At 49.2% G+C, this 17,208-nt stretch carries 17 protein-coding genes; all 17 read left to right on the forward strand.

What is annotated here, in order from left to right:
• Positions 1-206 precede the first annotated feature (206 nt).
• The 17 genes from rnmV (at position 207) to I2D94_RS02890 (ending at position 17,079) form a co-directional block, all read left to right on the forward strand.
• The gene (gene rnmV / locus I2D94_RS02810) at positions 207-755 is read left to right on the forward strand and encodes a ribonuclease M5 (protein ID WP_072685107.1); all 549 of its coding nucleotides are present in this window, start codon (positions 207-209) and stop codon (positions 753-755) included.
• Positions 748-1,623, forward strand: a complete 876-nt coding sequence (gene rsmA, locus I2D94_RS02815; RefSeq protein ID WP_072685106.1) for a 16S rRNA (adenine(1518)-N(6)/adenine(1519)-N(6))-dimethyltransferase RsmA — start codon at positions 748-750, stop codon at positions 1,621-1,623. Before rnmV ends, rsmA begins: the two co-directional genes overlap by 8 nt.
• Positions 1,595-2,467 carry a 4-(cytidine 5'-diphospho)-2-C-methyl-D-erythritol kinase gene (locus I2D94_RS02820; protein ID WP_195395538.1) on the forward strand — a complete coding sequence of 291 codons (873 nt, stop codon included), beginning with the start codon at positions 1,595-1,597 and terminating at the stop codon, positions 2,465-2,467. The genes rsmA and I2D94_RS02820 overlap by 29 nt, the downstream gene beginning before the upstream one ends.
• Before the next feature lie 168 nt (positions 2,468-2,635).
• Positions 2,636-4,501: a transcription antiterminator gene (locus I2D94_RS02825; RefSeq protein WP_195395539.1), complete on the forward strand. Its 1,866-nt coding sequence runs from the start codon at positions 2,636-2,638 to the stop codon at positions 4,499-4,501.
• Positions 4,477-5,367, forward strand: coding sequence for a PTS sugar transporter subunit IIB (locus tag I2D94_RS02830; protein WP_195395540.1), 891 nt, complete (start codon positions 4,477-4,479; stop codon positions 5,365-5,367). The genes I2D94_RS02825 and I2D94_RS02830 overlap by 25 nt, the downstream gene beginning before the upstream one ends.
• 90 nt (positions 5,368-5,457) lie before the next feature.
• Positions 5,458-6,741, forward strand: a complete 1,284-nt coding sequence (locus I2D94_RS02835; RefSeq protein WP_195395541.1) for a PTS sugar transporter subunit IIC — start codon at positions 5,458-5,460, stop codon at positions 6,739-6,741.
• A gap of 44 nt (positions 6,742-6,785) precedes the next feature.
• Positions 6,786-8,252, forward strand: coding sequence for a sulfatase-like hydrolase/transferase (locus I2D94_RS02840; RefSeq protein ID WP_195395542.1), 1,467 nt, complete (start codon positions 6,786-6,788; stop codon positions 8,250-8,252).
• A gap of 1 nt (position 8,253) precedes the next feature.
• On the forward strand, positions 8,254-9,702 hold the full coding sequence (locus tag I2D94_RS02845) for a glycoside hydrolase family 1 protein (RefSeq protein WP_195395543.1): 1,449 nt from the start codon (positions 8,254-8,256) through the stop codon (positions 9,700-9,702).
• A gap of 17 nt (positions 9,703-9,719) precedes the next feature.
• A complete protein-coding gene (locus I2D94_RS02850) occupies positions 9,720-10,019 on the forward strand; it encodes a PTS sugar transporter subunit IIB (RefSeq protein WP_195395544.1) in 300 nt (99 codons plus the stop codon).
• A complete protein-coding gene (locus I2D94_RS02855; protein WP_195395545.1) occupies positions 10,019-10,327 on the forward strand; it encodes a PTS lactose/cellobiose transporter subunit IIA in 309 nt (102 codons plus the stop codon). Before I2D94_RS02850 ends, I2D94_RS02855 begins: the two co-directional genes overlap by 1 nt.
• Positions 10,328-10,335: 8 nt before the next feature.
• On the forward strand, positions 10,336-11,028 hold the full coding sequence (locus I2D94_RS02860; RefSeq protein ID WP_195395546.1) for a ChbG/HpnK family deacetylase: 693 nt from the start codon (positions 10,336-10,338) through the stop codon (positions 11,026-11,028).
• A 290-nt stretch (positions 11,029-11,318) separates the two neighbouring features.
• Positions 11,319-12,686: a bifunctional UDP-N-acetylglucosamine diphosphorylase/glucosamine-1-phosphate N-acetyltransferase GlmU gene (glmU, locus tag I2D94_RS02865; RefSeq protein ID WP_195395547.1), complete on the forward strand. Its 1,368-nt coding sequence runs from the start codon at positions 11,319-11,321 to the stop codon at positions 12,684-12,686.
• Positions 12,687-12,697: 11 nt separating this feature from the next.
• The gene (locus I2D94_RS02870; RefSeq protein WP_006058059.1) at positions 12,698-13,654 is read left to right on the forward strand and encodes a ribose-phosphate pyrophosphokinase; all 957 of its coding nucleotides are present in this window, start codon (positions 12,698-12,700) and stop codon (positions 13,652-13,654) included.
• 198 nt (positions 13,655-13,852) lie between these two features.
• A complete protein-coding gene (locus tag I2D94_RS02875) occupies positions 13,853-14,476 on the forward strand; it encodes a DUF4230 domain-containing protein (RefSeq protein WP_195395548.1) in 624 nt (207 codons plus the stop codon).
• Between the two features lie 292 nt (positions 14,477-14,768).
• A complete protein-coding gene (locus tag I2D94_RS02880) occupies positions 14,769-16,289 on the forward strand; it encodes a PRD domain-containing protein (RefSeq protein WP_072685102.1) in 1,521 nt (506 codons plus the stop codon).
• Between the two features lie 14 nt (positions 16,290-16,303).
• Entirely contained in the window at positions 16,304-16,765 is a 462-nt protein-coding gene (locus I2D94_RS02885) for a PTS sugar transporter subunit IIA (RefSeq protein WP_195395549.1), read from the forward strand.
• Complete coding sequence (locus tag I2D94_RS02890) at positions 16,762-17,079, forward strand: PTS fructose transporter subunit IIB (RefSeq protein WP_072685100.1); 318 nt, start codon at positions 16,762-16,764, stop codon at positions 17,077-17,079. The genes I2D94_RS02885 and I2D94_RS02890 overlap by 4 nt, the downstream gene beginning before the upstream one ends.
• Positions 17,080-17,208: the final 129 nt, after the last annotated feature.

Here is a 17,208-nt window from a genome sequence, read left to right on the forward strand (position 1 = left end):
TTTGATTAATAAATAATCATACTTTAAAACCGCCGATAGTTCAGGCGGTTTTTTTGATGACGCAAGAATTTGAACTTAAAACTGAGAAATATCAAATAAATAGCGGGTATTTCTTTATCATCTGGGAAAAACGGAATGACTTTTGATTCTTGATTTGGTGGTTATCCCAGACTATGATAAAATAAAGATCGGAATGAGGAACAGATATGAAGATCAAGGAAATTATCGTCGTTGAAGGAAAAAAAGATACGGCTAATTTAAAACGCTGGCTGGATGTGGACACGCTGGAAACCAGCGGCACCGGTCTGAGTGAAGCGACGCTGGAACAGATCCGCCAGTGGGCAACGACCCGCGGCGTGATCATCTTTACCGATCCGGATACCCCGGGCGATCAGATTCGCCAGCGCATCAACAATGCGGTTCCCGGCTGCAAGAATGCTTTTCTGCCCTCGGGTAAGGCGTGGGAAATCGTGCGCGGAAAACGGAAGGTCGGTGTGGAACATGCCGGGAAACAGGAAATTCTGGCCGCTTTGGAGCATTGCCTGACTTATGAAGCGGATGGGGAAAATACGCTGAGCTGGTCGGAGTTTGTAGAGCTGGGATTAACCGGCCTGCCGGACAGCGCTCTGCGGCGCAGGGAAGTTGGAAACCGATGGCATGTCGGTGAAGCCAATGCCAAGACGTTGTGGAAGCGTCTGAATATGCTGAAAATCACAAAAGCGATGTTGGAAGAACGGAGGGACGCCGGTGAATAAGCCCATTGCTACAATGGCCAGAACGAATGAAATCTTAGCGAAATATGACCTGTACGCAAAAAAGAATTTTGGTCAGAACTTTATTATCGAACCGGGAATCGTGGAAAAGATCGCGCGGTTATCCCAGGCGGATGCGCGCAGCGCCGTGATCGAGATTGGTCCGGGGATCGGCGCTCTGACGGAACAGTTAGCGAGAGTGGCCGGACAGGTGCTGGCGTTTGAGATCGACGACCGCCTGATCGAGGTGCTGGCCGATACGCTTTCCGATTACCCGAACGTTGAGGTCAAACATCAGGACTTTCTGGAAGCAGACCTGAATGCGACGGTGGCGAAGCTGAAAACGCAGTCGGATCAGGTTCTGGTCTGCGCCAATTTACCGTATTATATTACGACTCCCATCTTATTTAAAATCTTTGAAAGTAAGGCGGATATCCCGGTGATCACCGTGATGATGCAGAAGGAAGTCGCCGACCGCTTCACCGCCGCGGTTTCGACGAAGGATTACAATGCACTGAGCGTGATCGTGCAGTATCAGTATCAGGTTCAGACAGTGATGAAGATTCCCAAGACGATTTTCAATCCCCGCCCGGCGGTGGACTCGGCCGTCGTGCAGTTTACCCGCAAACTGCCCCAGCGTGCAGCACGGGATGAAGCACAGTTCTTCGCGCTGGTCAAAGGGTGCTTCAAACAGCGCCGCAAGACGCTTTACAACAACTTCCGCGAATATCTGCAGGATAAGGATGAAGCTGCCCGACTGTTGAAGGAAGCTGGCTTACAACCTTCGCTGCGGGCGGAAACGATGACGCTGGATCAATTTCTCGATCTGTATGAGGTGACGTATGAAACAAAGAGCTTACGCGAAAATTAACCTCTGCCTGGACGTCGTGCGCCGGCGAGAGGATGGGTATCATGAACTGGAAATGATCATGGCCCCAGTGAATCTCTACGATACGCTGAACTTTGAATTCAGCGACGAGCTGCGTTTACAAAGCAATGTGCCCTATCTTCCGTTAGACCGGCGGAATACGATTGTGAAAGCGATCGAGCTGCTTCGTGAGGAATATGGTTTCAAGGAGAACTTTGAGATCACGCTGCAGAAGCACATTCCGACGCAGGCCGGCATGGCCGGGGGCAGCACGGATGGTGCGGCGGCGATCCGGGCGCTGAACAAGATGCTTCAGCTGGGAATGGATAATGACAAGATGGTGGAAATCGCCAAGAAGGTTGGAGCGGACGTGCCGTTCTGCCTGCGCAGCCGCCCGGCGTTTGTGACGGGCATCGGCGAGAATCTGGAACATTTCCGCGTGCATACGCCGTTTTATCTCTTGTTAGTGAAACCATATAAGGGCGTGTCCACGAAGGTGGCCTTTGAAACGCTCGATTTCAGCTGTGCCGAACATCCTGACTGCCGCAGGATGCGCGAAGCGTTGATCGGCAACGACTATGACGGTGTGCTTCAATCGCTGGGCAACACGCTGGAACAGAGCGCGTTTAAGCTGGTGCCGCAGATCGCGACGATCAAGCAGGAGCTGTTGGCGCTGGGCTTCGACGGGGCGCTGATGTCGGGCAGCGGATCGACGGTGTTCGCGCTGACGCGGGATTTGGAGCTGTTGGAAAAAGGAGCGGCGGCAATGCGGAAGAAAGCGGCGTTTATCCGTAAGACGGAGCTGCGGCCGCAGGAAGAATTTCCATACAAGCGTTATGACAGGTAAATTCAAAAGAAAAGAATGATTGTTTATTACCGAACTATGTATGATTGATCACAGAAGTTGGAAAAGGAAATAAACAGGAGTGATGCGGATTTTCAAATCTGCTTTTCTTTTTGTCCTCTGCTGCCGAGAAAAAGTATGCTAAAATGAAACAAAAGGGGTGGATTGAGGATGGATTCAGAGAAATTATGGATAGAAATGATTCATCGGATGAGCAGAACGGAACAGGCTGTGAATATCCGGAAGCTGGCAAAAGAATTAAATATCAGTCCGCAGGAAATTCAGCGGTTGATTCATTCCCATGAAGCCGAGCAGCGGGATTATGGTTTTCATTGGATTTGCCGATTAGGAAAAGTTCAGCTGATCGTAGACCGGCTGGACTTATTCACCCAGCTGAATCTGATCGAACCTGAAATGGCTGATGAAAATCAAATGCGAATAGATGCGATTCTGACAACGCTGATTCAGAAAAAAGATTATGTGCGAATCGAAGACCTCGCAGCGCAACTGTATGTCAGCCGCGCGACGATCGACCGGTTGATGAAACAGATTAAATTAACAGCGCAGGAATATGGTCTGCAGGTTGTAAGCCGTCCTAAATACGGGATTATGTTAATCGGGAACGAAGTCGCAAAACGCTTGTGCTTCGCTCATCACTATGCGAAAAAAGTCAATAAACCGAAGGATGACGTGATTGTTGAACAAGTGCAGCGAATTCTATGGCAGGTTATGAAAAAATATCAGCTTCATCTCAACGACATCAATTTTTATAATTTGAGTTACCACTGCGTTATTGCCCTGCGCCGGATCGTAGGCGGAAATCAAGTCCCGCAGCCCCTGCTTTTGGAACAAACCGAAGGGATGGAGCGAGAATGGCAAGCGGCCCAGGAAATCGTTGCCTGTTTTGAAGAAGAATTTTCAATCCATGTAGAGATGAATGAAACTCAGTATATCATGATGCATTTGCTCGGTAAACGGATTATTGAAAATGATCAGAATATTTCTCAGGAAGTCTGGGAGTGTGTTGAAGAGGTAATCAAGCGGATTTGGCAGGTAAAACAGATTGATTTCCGGGAGGATGCGGATCTCAAAACGGTCTTAGCATTGCATTTTCAGCCGATGATGACAAGACTGCGCTATAATCTGCCGCAAAGCAATCCGCTGTTGAGTCAGATCAAGCGGGACATGAGTCCTGGCTATGAGCTTGCGTTATGTGCCGCAGAAGTTCTTGAAAATCAATATCATTTGTCTATGGATGAAAATGAAGCTGGATTTCTTGCGCTGCATTTTGCGTTAGCCCTTGAAAAAAAGAAAAATTTTGTCCGGTCCCGGAAAATAGCGATTGTCTGCGCTTCCGGGAGAGGGACTGCCCGTTTGATTCAGTATAAAATGATGCAGCGTTATCAATACCAGGAAGAGAATATGACATTGGTATCACTCTTTGATTTGAAAACCTTAGATCCGGAGGTCTTTTCCTGTATTCTCAGTACGGTTCCCATTAATGAATCATTGTCCATCCCGATTGTGTATGTTGATCTGACTATGGATGAAACCAGTTTGAGAAAAGTGAGTCCCTATATCACAGCCGAGTCCGCCGAAACTGCTTATGTGCCAATCCAGGTGTCTTTGATATTCTTAAATATGGAAATGAAAGATAAAGAAGAAGCTTTAACTTTTTTATGCAATGCCGCTGCCGCCGAGGCCAACCTGGCTGTCAATCCGCTGGAACAGGTCATGAAGCGGGAAGCGCTGAGCGCGACGGAAATCGGTTTGGAAACGGCCCTGCCGCATCCCTTTGACTATGATGCAAAAAATCCATGCCTGGCACTGATGACACTGAAAAAATCGATTCTGTGGAAAAAAACACGTGTCAGAATGATTCTTTTGATGATTCTTCCGAAACAAGAAACATCTCAATCCCAGCATCTCAACGATGGAATCGCGCAGCTTGTCAGCGATCCTGGATCTGTCCGGGAACTTTTAGCCTGTCTTAGTAAAGAGGAGGCGTTGGCATGTCTGAATCGATTTCTGCAATAAATGTCCTGTTGGTTTGTGTCGGCGGCATTACGACCAATGTCCTCGCAAAACGCCTTCAGCAACAGCTTTTATTACAAGGTTATAAAGACCATATAGAAGCGACAGGTATTTTTAATCTGGAAGATAAGGCAAAACAATGTGATTTGATTTTAGTTGCGCCACAGGCACAGGTTTTTTATCCGCAGATCCGTGCGATTGCGGATAATCTGGCAATTCCGATTGAGCATGTGGATGAAGAAGCCCTGACACAAGAAAATATTTCTGGGGTGATAGAAAAAATAATGAAGTACCATCGCGGATCTTGCAAAATAAGACGCAGTGAGGCAACACCTAAAGTTAAGTTCACACCTGTGATTTTCATGGATATTATAAAATCGAGTTTGAAAGATATGGTCCTTATATTGGTTTTAGCTGGAATTGTCTGGGGACTAAAAACGGTTATGGATTGGAAACCGATCGAATGGTTAAATCTGGCACTGATGAAAATGATCGGGTTTTATCTTATTTTTTCGATTGGCTATCATTACGCCTTAAAATTAAATCGGCAGCCAATGGCTTGTGTTGTCTTATGTGTCGTCAGCTGTTTTATGCTTCTACCAGTAAATGATGCGGGAAATGAAACTGTAACCCTGCTTTTCCGCAATAATCTGGCCTGGATTCCCATCGAGGCTTTGAGTTTAAGAATGTGTCCGTTTTTATTTGCGATCTGCTGCCTGGCAATGATTCTGGATCAAGGCATGCGCCGGTTAATTCCGATAGACCTCGATTCTCGTTATATTCCTTTTAGCTTGACTGATACGTTATATATCAGCCTTGTTATTTGTCTGTTTTTTATCTTGAGAATGGTACTTAGTCTCTTTCTTTAGCAATAAGGCCTTCAAAAATGAGCTTGTAATGATAATGAAAGCACCGCGGAAATGCGATAAAGTGAAGCCAGAAAGAAAGGGGAACCTCACATGGACAAATTTTTAGAAAAAATTGTCGGCTTCACTCAGAAAAGATACATGAAGGTGCTGATGGATGGCTTTATGAGCATCGCGGCAGTTTCAATCGCCGGATCGCTTTTCAATTTAATTAAATCGATCCCGATCGGCGCCTGGCAGACTTTTCTGGCAACCAGCGGATTAGGAACATTACTTTCTATTCCGGTATCCATTACATCCGATCTGATGGCGATTTACGTAGTGTTTGCGATGGCCTATTGCCTGGCAAAAAGCTTTAACCGCGATGGCTTTGCGGCAGGAATCATTGCTTTCGGCTCGTTTATGATTCTTACACCGCTCACAGCCTCGAGCACAGCGGTTGACCCTGCTACCGGGGAACGACTGGTAACTACGGTTCAGAATGCGATTTCATTGAGTGCGGTCGGTTCCCAAGGCATTTTCCTGGCGATTATTGTTGGCTTACTGTCAGCACGGTTATACGTTTTCTTTTTAGACCGCGGCTGGAAAATAAAAATGCCTGATTCCGTTCCGTCAAATGTTGCTTCTATGTTTGAGAACATGCTTCCGGGCGGCGCAACCTTTATTGTTTTTTTAGCGATACGATATGGGATGTCGTTGACTTCCTTTGGAACAGCACAAGCGTTGATCTACGGGATTTTGCAGGCACCATTAATGAAGGTGGGCGGCGGCTTTGGCGGCTTGCTGATCTACATGGTGATGATTAAAATATTCTGGCTGTTCGGTATTCACGGCGGCATGCTTGTCAACAGCGCGATGTATCCGATTATGGCTGCAGCCACGGCGGCCAATCAGTCAGCCTTTGCGGCGGGTTTGCCGGCTCCCTATCCAGAATGGGCCTATGGCAGTGCTGTCTGTGCTGGGATCGGCTTGTTAGCCTTGAACTTACTGATGTTCATCGCCAAGTCGAAGCAATTCAAAGCTCTGGCTAAAATTGCCTTGCCAACCTCGTTATTTAATATTACTGAACCGATGATGTTCGGAACACCGATGATTATGAATGTCATTCTGGGCATTCCCTTCATTTTATCCCCGGTCATCAGCGTGTTGCTGACCCGCCTGGTCATGACGATCGGACTGGTTGCCTGGCCTACTGGTGCATCGAGCAATATGTTTATTCCTAGCCCGATCGGCATGGCTTTGCTGAACGCTCACTGGACAGGCTTTGTCTGGGGTTTAGTCCTGATTGTGATCAATATGGCATTATACTACCCGTTCTTCCTGGTTGCTGATAAACGGGCGCTGGCTCAGGAAAAAGAATCAGAAGCAGCGGAATAAAAAAGTTGGAATAACCAAACCAACAGAGGGATAAAGGAGAAATTATGGAACAGAATATTGTTTATTTCGCGGCCGATCAGATGCGTGCTGACACATTGCATCACTTAGGCAATCCCGCTTCGCACACACCCCATTTGGATGCCTTGGCTCAGGAAGGCGTTTCATTTTCCAACGCTTTCTGCCAGAATCCAGTTTGTGTTCCGTCTCGCTGCAGTTTTTTAAGCGGCTTGTATCCGCATACGCTGGGTCATCGGACGATGCATTTTTTACAGAATGAAGACGAACCGAACCTGCTGCGGATCATGAAAGAAAATGGCTATGAGGTGATCTGGTGCGGCCGCAATGATGTGATTCCCTCCGACCGCGACAAAACAGTGTATTGCGATGAATACTTTTCCGGGATGGACCCGGAGATCTTGCGTCAATATGCCAAGCATATGAAAACACAAGAATCAAATAAAAAAAGCGCGGATTTTTCAACTGATGGTTATTATTCGTTTTATATGGGGGATGTCACCGGGAAACCGGGTATGGAATCAATGGATGATCTGATTGTTGCGTATGCCTTAAAATATCTGGAACGGAAGCGTACAGAGGATAACAGGAAACCATTTTTCCTGTATGTCAGTCTGGGCTTTCCACATCCGCCATATGGCTGCGCCCGTCCTTTCTATGGGCTAACGGATCGCAGAGCGTTAAGTCCAAGACGGCCGGATTTATCAAAAACACACGGAAAACCAAGCATGCTTCAGGGAATTCATGAGAAGCAGCAGCTTGGGCAGTGGGATGAGGAACGCTGGAATGAACTGCGGGCAACCTATCTGGATATGACCGCTAAGTTTGACGCACTGTTCGGCAAGTTGAAAGCCAAGCTGACCGAAACTGGTTTAGATGCGCAGACAAATATCTTTGTATTCAGTGATCATGGTGACTACACCGGGGATTATGGCATTGCGGAAAAAGTGCAGAATTGTTTTGATGATCCGGTATGCCATGTGCCGCTGATCATCCGTCCCGCGCAAAGCCTGGAAAGCAAGCCGCGGATTACGCCGGCTTTGGCGGAGTTGACAGATCTGACTGCGACCGTGGCGGAGTTAACGGGCATTGATTTGAATTATACGCAATTTGGCAAATCATTGGTTCCGGTATTGCGGGGATGTGATACGCACCGCAGCGAAGTTCATTGCGAAGGCGGGCGGATCCATGGTGAAGAACAATGTATGGAAAAGGGACATGGCCCACAATCGCAGTATTGGCCGCGGCTCTCCACTCAAGCCAGTGAAGGACCTGAACACACCAAAGCACTGATGTTGAGAAATCAACACTATAAATATGTAAAACGATTGTATGAAGAGGATGAACTTTATGATTTACAAAAAGATCCGATGGAATTGAATAATGTGATTCATGATCCGAAGTATTCAAAAGTGATCCTTGAATTCGAGCGAAAGGCTTTGATATTTATGATGAGCACTGCGGATTATGTACCGAACAGAAAGGATAAGAGATAAGATGAGTTTTCCAAAGAACTTTTTATGGGGTGGGGCCACCGCCGCAAACCAATGCGAGGGGGCATGGAATGTTGGGGGCAAGGGCGAAAGCTGTGCCGATCATATGACTTCCGGCAATCGGCAATCGCCACGCAGAGTTACCCGCAACATAGAACCGGGGGTTCATTACCCATCCCATGAAGCCATTGATTTCTATCATCATTACAAGGAAGATATCGCTCTGTTTGCCGAAATGGGATTCAAGGTCTACCGGATGTCGATTAACTGGACCCGGATTTATCCTCAAGGGGATGAAAGTACTCCGAATCCGGAAGGACTGGAATTTTACCGACGTGTATTTGAGGAATGTCATAAACATGGAATTGAACCGCTGGTCACGCTGAGTCATTATGAGATGCCGTTTGCACTGGCGGAGCGATATGGCGGCTGGACAAACCGACAGTGTATTGATTTCTTTCTGAATTATTGCCGTACCGTGTTTACAGAATATCGCGATCTGGTTAGTTACTGGCTGACCTTCAACGAGATCAATATCTTAGCCAGCAGCTTTGGCGGATATATGGGCGGCGGAATTCTGCCGGAAGCGGACAGCTTAATGTTTGGCGCCGGGGAGGAATCCAAAGTAGTCCGCTCCGCTCGCTTTCAGGCGCTGCATCATCAGTTTGTCGCCAGTGCGAAGGCTGTGATTTTAGCGCATGAGATCAATCCCGACAACCAGATCGGCTGTATGATCGCCGGCAATGCCTGTTATCCACTGACCTGTCAGCCGGAGGATCTGTTAGCGGCGCAGAAACGGATGCAAATGAGTAATTATTTCTGCGGTGATGTTCAGGTTCGTGGCGAATATCCGCATTTTGCCCGTCGATTCTTTCAAGAAAACGGAATCGAAATTCATCAGGAAAAAGAAGATGCCGCGCTGCTCAAGCAAGGACATGTGGATTTTTACAGCTTCAGCTATTACATGAGCAGCTGTGCTTCGAGCGATTCGGAACATGCGCAAAGCGCCGGGAATATGATGAGCGGTGTTCGGAATCCTTATCTTCAGACTTCCGACTGGGGCTGGCAGATCGATCCGAAAGGTCTGCGGTGGTATCTGAACGAAATTTACGGACGATATCATATTCCGCTGATGATCGTAGAAAACGGGCTGGGCGCGGTGGATAAGATCAGCGAAGATGGAAAAATTCATGATCCTTACCGCATCGCTTATCTGCGCGAGCATATTCAGCAGATGCAGCAGGCACTGGAGGACGGCGTCGATTTGATCGGCTACACACCGTGGGGATGTATTGACCTGGTCAGCGCATCGACCGGCGAAATGGAAAAACGATACGGATTCATTTATGTAGACAAGGATAACGAGGGGCAGGGTACGCTGAAACGGATAAAAAAAGATAGTTTTGACTGGTACAAAAAAGTCATTGCCACACAAGGCGAAGATTTAGATTAGGGTGAAAGGAGAAAATAATGCGAAAAATTGTTTTGTTATGCGCGGCTGGGATGAGCACAAGCGCGCTAGTTAAGAAAATGCAAGCTGCCGCTGAAGCAGAAAATTATGCATGTGATATCGCAGCTTATCCGGTGGCGGAGGCTAAGGTTCGCGGCGAGGACGCGGATATTGTTTTACTGGGTCCGCAGGTGCGGTTTAATGTCGAAAAAGTCCGTCAGCAGGTCAGCTGTCCGGTGGAAGCAATTGAAATGCGCGCTTACGGCATGATGGATGGCAAAGCGGTCATCAAACGGGTAAAAGAGGTATTAAAAGACTAATGGAAGGCTTAGAACTGATTAGTTTCCAGATTATCAGCGCGGTTGGTACCGCCCGGTCTTCCTATATAGAAGCGATTCATGCGGCGAAAGCCGGGCGTTTTGAAGAAGCGGAAGCCTTGATTAAACAGGGTCAGGAAATTTTTATCGAGGGTCATCATGCCCATGCTTCTTTGATCCAGCAGGAAGCGAACGGCGAGCCGATTCCGTTCACGTTGTTATTGATGCATGCGGAAGACCAGCTGATGAGTGCGGAAGCGTTTGGAATCCTGGCTGAGGAATTCGTTGCGGTCTATCAAAAGATGGAATAGGCGGCAAAATGAAATTAGTTATAAACGCTGATGATTTCGGCTATACGCCGGCTGTCAGCGCGGGGATTGTTGAAGGCGTTCGTCAGGGGATTATCCGCTCAACGACTGTTCTGTGCAATATGCCGGATCTCGAGACGACGCGGGAGCTTGCGAGGACTTGTCCTAAATTGAGACTTGGCGTGCATTTGACACTAACCTTGGGGACCAGTTTGACAGGTGGAGCGAGTTTTACCGATGCCGAGGGCAGATTTCTTTCGCGGGCGGATATTGTGTCCCAGCCCCTGGATGAACATGAAGTCTACACGGAGTGGAAAGCGCAGATCGATCGGTTTATCGACGTCTTCAATACCCAACCCACGCATCTGGATTCTCATCACAGCGTGCATGATATGAACGAGGCGATGCTGCGGATCACGCAGAAACTGGCACAGGAATATGAATTGCCTGTCCGCCGGGGAAGCGCCTATCGATTCGTTACGGGATTTTTTGGACCATCCGCAACACGCGAAACTCTAATCCAGATCTTGTCTGAGCATTTGAATGAAGATATCGAGATCATGACACATCCCGGTTTCTGCGATCTGAAGTTATACCGTGAAAGCTCGTACAACTGGCAGCGGCTGCAGGAACTGGATGTTCTCTGCTCATCGGAAGTCCAGTCCTTCATTTCGAAGCAGGGTATTGATCTTGCGCATTATTAAGGCCGGGATAGATCCAATGGCTATCATAAAACAGACAAAAAGGATGCAGGATTTCGCTGCGTTCTTTTTCGTATCAGATCGATTTACCTGAACGATTTTCAGGTATCCTTTCAGCCAGGAAAGATCTCTAAAGCACAATGTAAGCCCCTTCATTCAGAAACCGGAGACTGGAATTAAGGAAACAGGCTGGGAATAACTGTAAAAAACAGGAAATCCAGGGAAAAAACATCACTTTAGGCTTTTTTTAAAGGGCGAGTTTGAGTAAAATAGACTATGGAGGACGATGGATAATGAAATCTGCAATTATTATGGCGGCGGGCAAGGGTACACGCATGCACTCTGAGCTGCCGAAGGTGATGCACCCGGTCTGCCAGAAACCGATGCTGGGGCATATCCTTGACAATCTGAAAAAAATTCAGGTCGATAAGATTGTAACCGTTGTTGGTTTTGGCCACGAACAGGTGGAAGCTGCAATGAGCGGGCAGTGTGAGTTTGTGCTTCAATCCCCTCAGTTGGGAACCGGCCACGCGGTCATGCAGGCGGCGCCGATTCTAAGCCAGGCAGAAGGAAAAACCTTAGTCGTCAATGGGGATTGTCCCTGCATTCAAAGCGCAACCTATCAGGGGATGCTGGACGCCCTGGATCAGTGCGGCATGGTCGTGTTAACGGCAGTGCTGGACGATCCGAAACAGTACGGCCGGATTATCCGCAACGCTGAAGGCATGATTGAGAAGATCGTGGAATTCAAAGACTGCACAGAGGAACAGCGGAAAATCACGGAAATCAACACCGGCATCTATTGCTTCGACAATCAGGCTTTGTTTGAGCATCTCAAAGAAATCCGTAATGACAACGCGCAGCAGGAGTATTACATTACGGATTTAGTTGAAATTTTCAACCGCCATGGGTTAGGCGTGAAGGCCAAGATTGTGGAAGACAGCTTTGAAGCCAGCGGCGTCAATGACAAAAAAGAGCTGGCGCAGGCAACCCGCTGGATGCAGAAGCGGATCAACGAGCATTGGATGGAGGAAGGCGTCACGCTGATCAATCCGGACAGCACGTATATCGGACCGGACGTCGTCTTGGGCAAAGACGTCACATTGTATCCGAACGTCTATCTGGAAGGCAACACTGTGATCAACGACGGGACGACAATCCTTCCGCAGTCGTTTCTGGTTAACGCCGTGATCGGAAAGAACTGCACGGTCGACAGCTCGCGCATTACCGACAGCATCGTTCATGACGAAGTTAAAATTGGTCCTTACGCTCATCTGCGGATGAACTGCGAGGTTGACAGTAAGAACCGGATTGGCAATTTCGTCGAATTCAAAAACACCAAGTTCGGCTTCGACAGCCGCTGTGCGCATCTGACGTATCTGGGCGACAGCGAGATCGGATCGAAAGTCAACATTGGCTGCGGCGTCATCACCGTCAACTACGACGGGAAAAACAAGTTCCACACAGTTGTCAAGGACGGAGCCTTCATTGGCAGCAACGTCAATTTGATCGCGCCGGTGACGGTCGGCGAAAATGCCGTCGTCGCTGCGGGATCGACTGCGACTCAGGATGTGCCGGATGGGGATATGGCCATCGGTCGCGTACGCCAGGAAAACAAGCCGGGTTATGGTCTTATCTACAAAAACAAAGAGAAAAAATAAAAGGAGAAAACATGATCGAGAATGCAATTGTCTTCGCACTGTCCAGCAGTGTTGAACTGGCTCAGGAAATCGTAGAATACCTGGGCTTACCAATGGGAAAGATTTCTGTTAAGCATTTTGCCGATGGAGAAATTATGGTGGAGCCGGAGGAAACAGTTCGCGGCCGTTCCGTTTATATCGTCCAGTCGACATGTTCGCCGGTTTCCGACCGTCTGATGGAAGTGCTGATCGCGATCGACGCCTGCAAGCGCGCCAGCTCAGGGGAAATCACCGTCATCATGCCGTATTACGGGTATGCGCGCCAGGACCGCAAAGCGCGTGCGCGCCAGCCGATCACCGCGAAGCTGGTTGCGGATCTGCTTCAGACTGCTGGGGCGAACCGCGTCGTGACGATTGACCTGCATGCGACCCAGATTCAGGGCTTCTTCAATATTCCAATCGACGATCTGAGCGCCGTTTCGATGATCGGCCAGTATTTCCGTTCCAAGAATCTGGAGAATGTCGTCGTCGTTTCGCCGGACCATGGCGGAACCACTCGGGCGCGCCGTCTGGCCGACTGCCTGAACGCGCCGATGGCAATTATTGACAAGCGTCGGCCGAAACCGAATGTCGCGGAAGCGATGAACGTGATCGGCGAGGTTGAAGGCAAGACCGCGATCATCGTCGACGATATGGCGGATACCTGCGGCACGCTGATTGCCGGCGTCAACATCCTGAAGGAAAAAGGCGCGAAGGAAATTTACTTCGCCTGCACGCACGGTTTGTTAAGCGGACCGGCGATCGAACGGATTCAGAATTCCTACATTAAGGAAATGGTCATCACCAACACGATTCCGTTAAGCGAAGAAAAGAAGAACGGCACGGATAAGATCACGCTGCTGTCCGTCGGCTACATGCTGGCGAAGACGATCGAAGCGATCCAGCTGAAGAATCCGGTCAGCGCCGTTTACGATCTGTTCAACGACTAAACTGATTTCTCAAAAACGGGAATTTCCGAAAACGACGCGCCCTTGTGCAAAACGGGGCCGCGGGTTCAGGAAACGCCCGTTTTTTCTTTGGTCAAACGCAAAAGCGTCAGCGTGAGGAAAGCGGACGTGGTATAATGAAAGCGACAGAAACCGACAGAGTTCGACGCAGGTTGTCGATTCCGGGCTGGAGGCAGGTTCATGAGTAAAAAACAAAATCAGTCGATCATCCGCAAGATGATCAGCATCACCATCGTCGCTTTGATTCTGGGGGCAGTTTGCTTCTTAGGCGGCGTCCTGCTGGCGCAGCGCAGTCATTCCGGCAAGACGACGGTGACCAGCGACACCTTGTTTCAGCAGCTGCGTTCCGTCAGTCAGCTGACAACGGTGGAATATCATTACACGAATATGGGCAAATTTGAAAAAAACGCTGATCTCAACGGCTGGACGATTCCGCTGACCAAAGCCAGCTTTATTTTGGCGTATGACGGTAAAATTACAGCCGGGGTGCGGCTGGACGACGTTCAGATCGAAGTTGTGGACAAGACAATCACGATCACACTGCCGCCGGCTCAGATTTTAAGCCATGAGGTCGACGAGGCGAGCATTGAGGTCTACGATGAATCCAACAATCTCTTCAATCCGATCAGTATTTCGGATTACGCCGCATTCTCGAAGCAGCAGAAAATCGTCATGGAAGACAAGGTGATTGACGGCGGTCTGCTTGAGGAAGCGCGAAAAAAAGCAGGCGAGGTGATCAGCCAGCTGTTGACAACGGCCAATCCGGAATATACGATTCAGGTTCAGGAAGCGAAAGCGGCGTAAGGTACAGCTTCAAATAGCGGCATCCAAAAGGGTAAAGATAAAAAGAAGCAAGGTTTCCCTGTGAAGTGGGGAACCTTTTTTTTGTTTGAATTTCGCTTTTGAAAGAGTGCATAAACACGAAGGACGTTTCTGGTTATGGAAAAAAATTACCACTTTTTTCACGGCAGTTTCCGTGTCATGATGAAGTTTAACGTCGAAGAAGCACCAAAATTGTCCGGGAAACCGCGACATGTTTTGGTATGGTTTCTTGTTTGGACTTTGATTATGATGAAACCGAAGAAAGGAAATGCCTATGGAAGATCTCAATGAACGCCAAATTCAGATTTTGAGATTGTTGGCGGGGCAGACGGAACCGCTGCGGAATCCGGAACTGGCCCGGCGCTTTGGGTGTTCGATCAAAACGATCCAACGGGATTTCAAGCGCATTGAAATTCTGGGGTTGTCGCTGGGATATACGCTCTTACGCAGCAGTCAGGGAATTGTGCTGGACTGCGGCAATGCGGATCGCGGCCGACTGAACCGCTGGATTTACGGCGGGGATCGGCTGAGCTCGGGAGATTCCGTGGAAGACCGGCGACGCCGGATTTATCTGGGTTTGCTTCTCAACGCGCCTCAGCCCACGACAATCCGCAGCCTTTCGGAAGCGTATTATGTCGGAAGCAGTTCGATTGTGAACGATCTGGCCGCCATTGAGCAGCGGATCCGCGAAGCCGGACTGACGCTGAACCGCACGCGCGAGGGAACGTACATCACCGGAGGCGAGTTGACGATCCGCAATGAAGTTACGGAGGTGCTGAACCAAAGCCGCCATTTCCAACTGCTGCCGCCAAGCGGACTGCCAACACGCCTGAACGAGGAAAACCGGATGGTGCTGAGCGGAATCTACGGCGCTCAATCGCTGCGTCAGGTAGAACAGTGCGTGGGTGAGATCGAGGAAGCGATCGGTGTGATTCTCGGCGATATTTACTATATCAATATTGTTACGCACATCCTGATCGCGATGGAACGGATGCGCCGCCGGCGCTACATCAATCCCGGCGGCGTGATGAATCCGAAGCTGATCAATCCGCTGATTTATGAAAAGATTGCCGCATGCATCCAGAATTTCTCGCAAGCAGTACAGATTACGTTTCCCCCTAACGAGCTGTTATATATTTACACCCATTTTATGGGCTGCGGGGTCGGTGAGCTGCCGCAGCGGGAAGTGATCGGTCAGACGCTGCAATGCTCCCAGCCGGAAGTTCTTGCGTTCTGCGAGGAACTGATTCAGCGGATGGAAGCGGAAACGCAGGTTCAGTTTTCACAGGACGCGAATCTGTTTTACAGCCTGCTTCTGCATATCAATTCGATGATCACGCGAATTCAGTACAACGTCCGGATCGTCTGTCTGTTAAAAGAGAAGACGATCGCGGAATTTCCGCAGATGTACGCGCAGGTGAAAACCGCGGTGCTGGAGCTTAAGCAAAAGTATTATCCAAAACATTTTATTTCTGAGGATGAGCTGTGTTATCTCTGCCTGTATTTCCAGCTGGCGCTGGAGCCGAAGACACCGCGCCAGCGGGTACTGTTAGTATGTTCGACCGGTATCGGCACCTCACATTTGTTGAAGAAACGGGTAGCGACCGTCTTTCCGGAATTGGAGATCGTCGATGTGATCTCGCTGCGGCAGCTGAAGCACCGAAAGGCAGCCGATCTGGATTTCATCTTAACGACCGTCGGTATTGATTTTGAAATTTCCTGTCCGAGCGTGACGGTATCCGCGCTGCTGGATCCCAAGGATATCGAGGAAGTCCGGCGCTTGCTGAACGGATAAAGAAAGGGACTCTTATGTTGGATATCAGAGAAGTATTAATGGAAGAAAACGTCAATCTGGAACTGGAAGCCAGAACCAAGGAGGAAGTGTTCACGCAGATGACGCGCATGCTTTATGAAAACGGCGCGATCCGGGAGGAACAGCCGTTCATCGACGAGCTGGTTCACCGCGAAGCGGAAGGCGTGACGGGAATCGGCGAGGGGATCGCGATTCCTCATGGCCGTTCCGCTGTCGTGAACCGCAGCGTCATTGCGATCGGACGCACCCGTGCCGACGTCAGCTGGGAAACGTTTGACGACAAACCGGTTCGCTGCATTATTATGTTTGCGATTCGCGATGTGGATATGTCGCAGCATATCATGCTTCTGTCCCATGTCGCCCAGCTGTTATTGGATAAGGACGTGATCGACACGCTCCATCACGCCCGGACGGTTGAGGAAATCGTCACTGTTTTAAGAAAGGAGGAATCGGAATGAAGATCGTCGGAATTACAGCCTGTCCAACAGGGATCGCGCACACTTACATCACCAAGAAGAAAATTATCGAAGCGGCGAAAGTCTGCGGCTATCCTTGCCGGATTGAAACGCAGGGGTCGATCGGCGCGGAAGACGAGCTGACGGCGCAGGAAATTGCAGAGGCCGACGTCGTGCTGCTAGCGGTTGACGTCAAGATTACCGGGGAAGAACGCTTTAAAGGCAAACCGGTCGTGCGCTGCCGGACGGAAGACGTCATGCGCAACACGGAAGGCTTTTTAAAGAAGATCGAAGCGACGTTGAAAAACCATCGCTGAGATCTATGGCGGCGGATCATCGCCGTGAAAAGTCCGGGACAAGAACACTTGTCCCCCACAGGATCATGAAGCGATTGGCGTAACGGACTTCACGGTGGTCCGGCCTTGTCTGAAAACAAACCAGCTTAA

Source organism: Holdemania sp. 1001302B_160321_E10, from assembly GCF_015552275.1.
Classification (GTDB): Bacteria; Bacillota_I; Bacilli_A; order Erysipelotrichales; family Erysipelotrichaceae; genus Holdemania.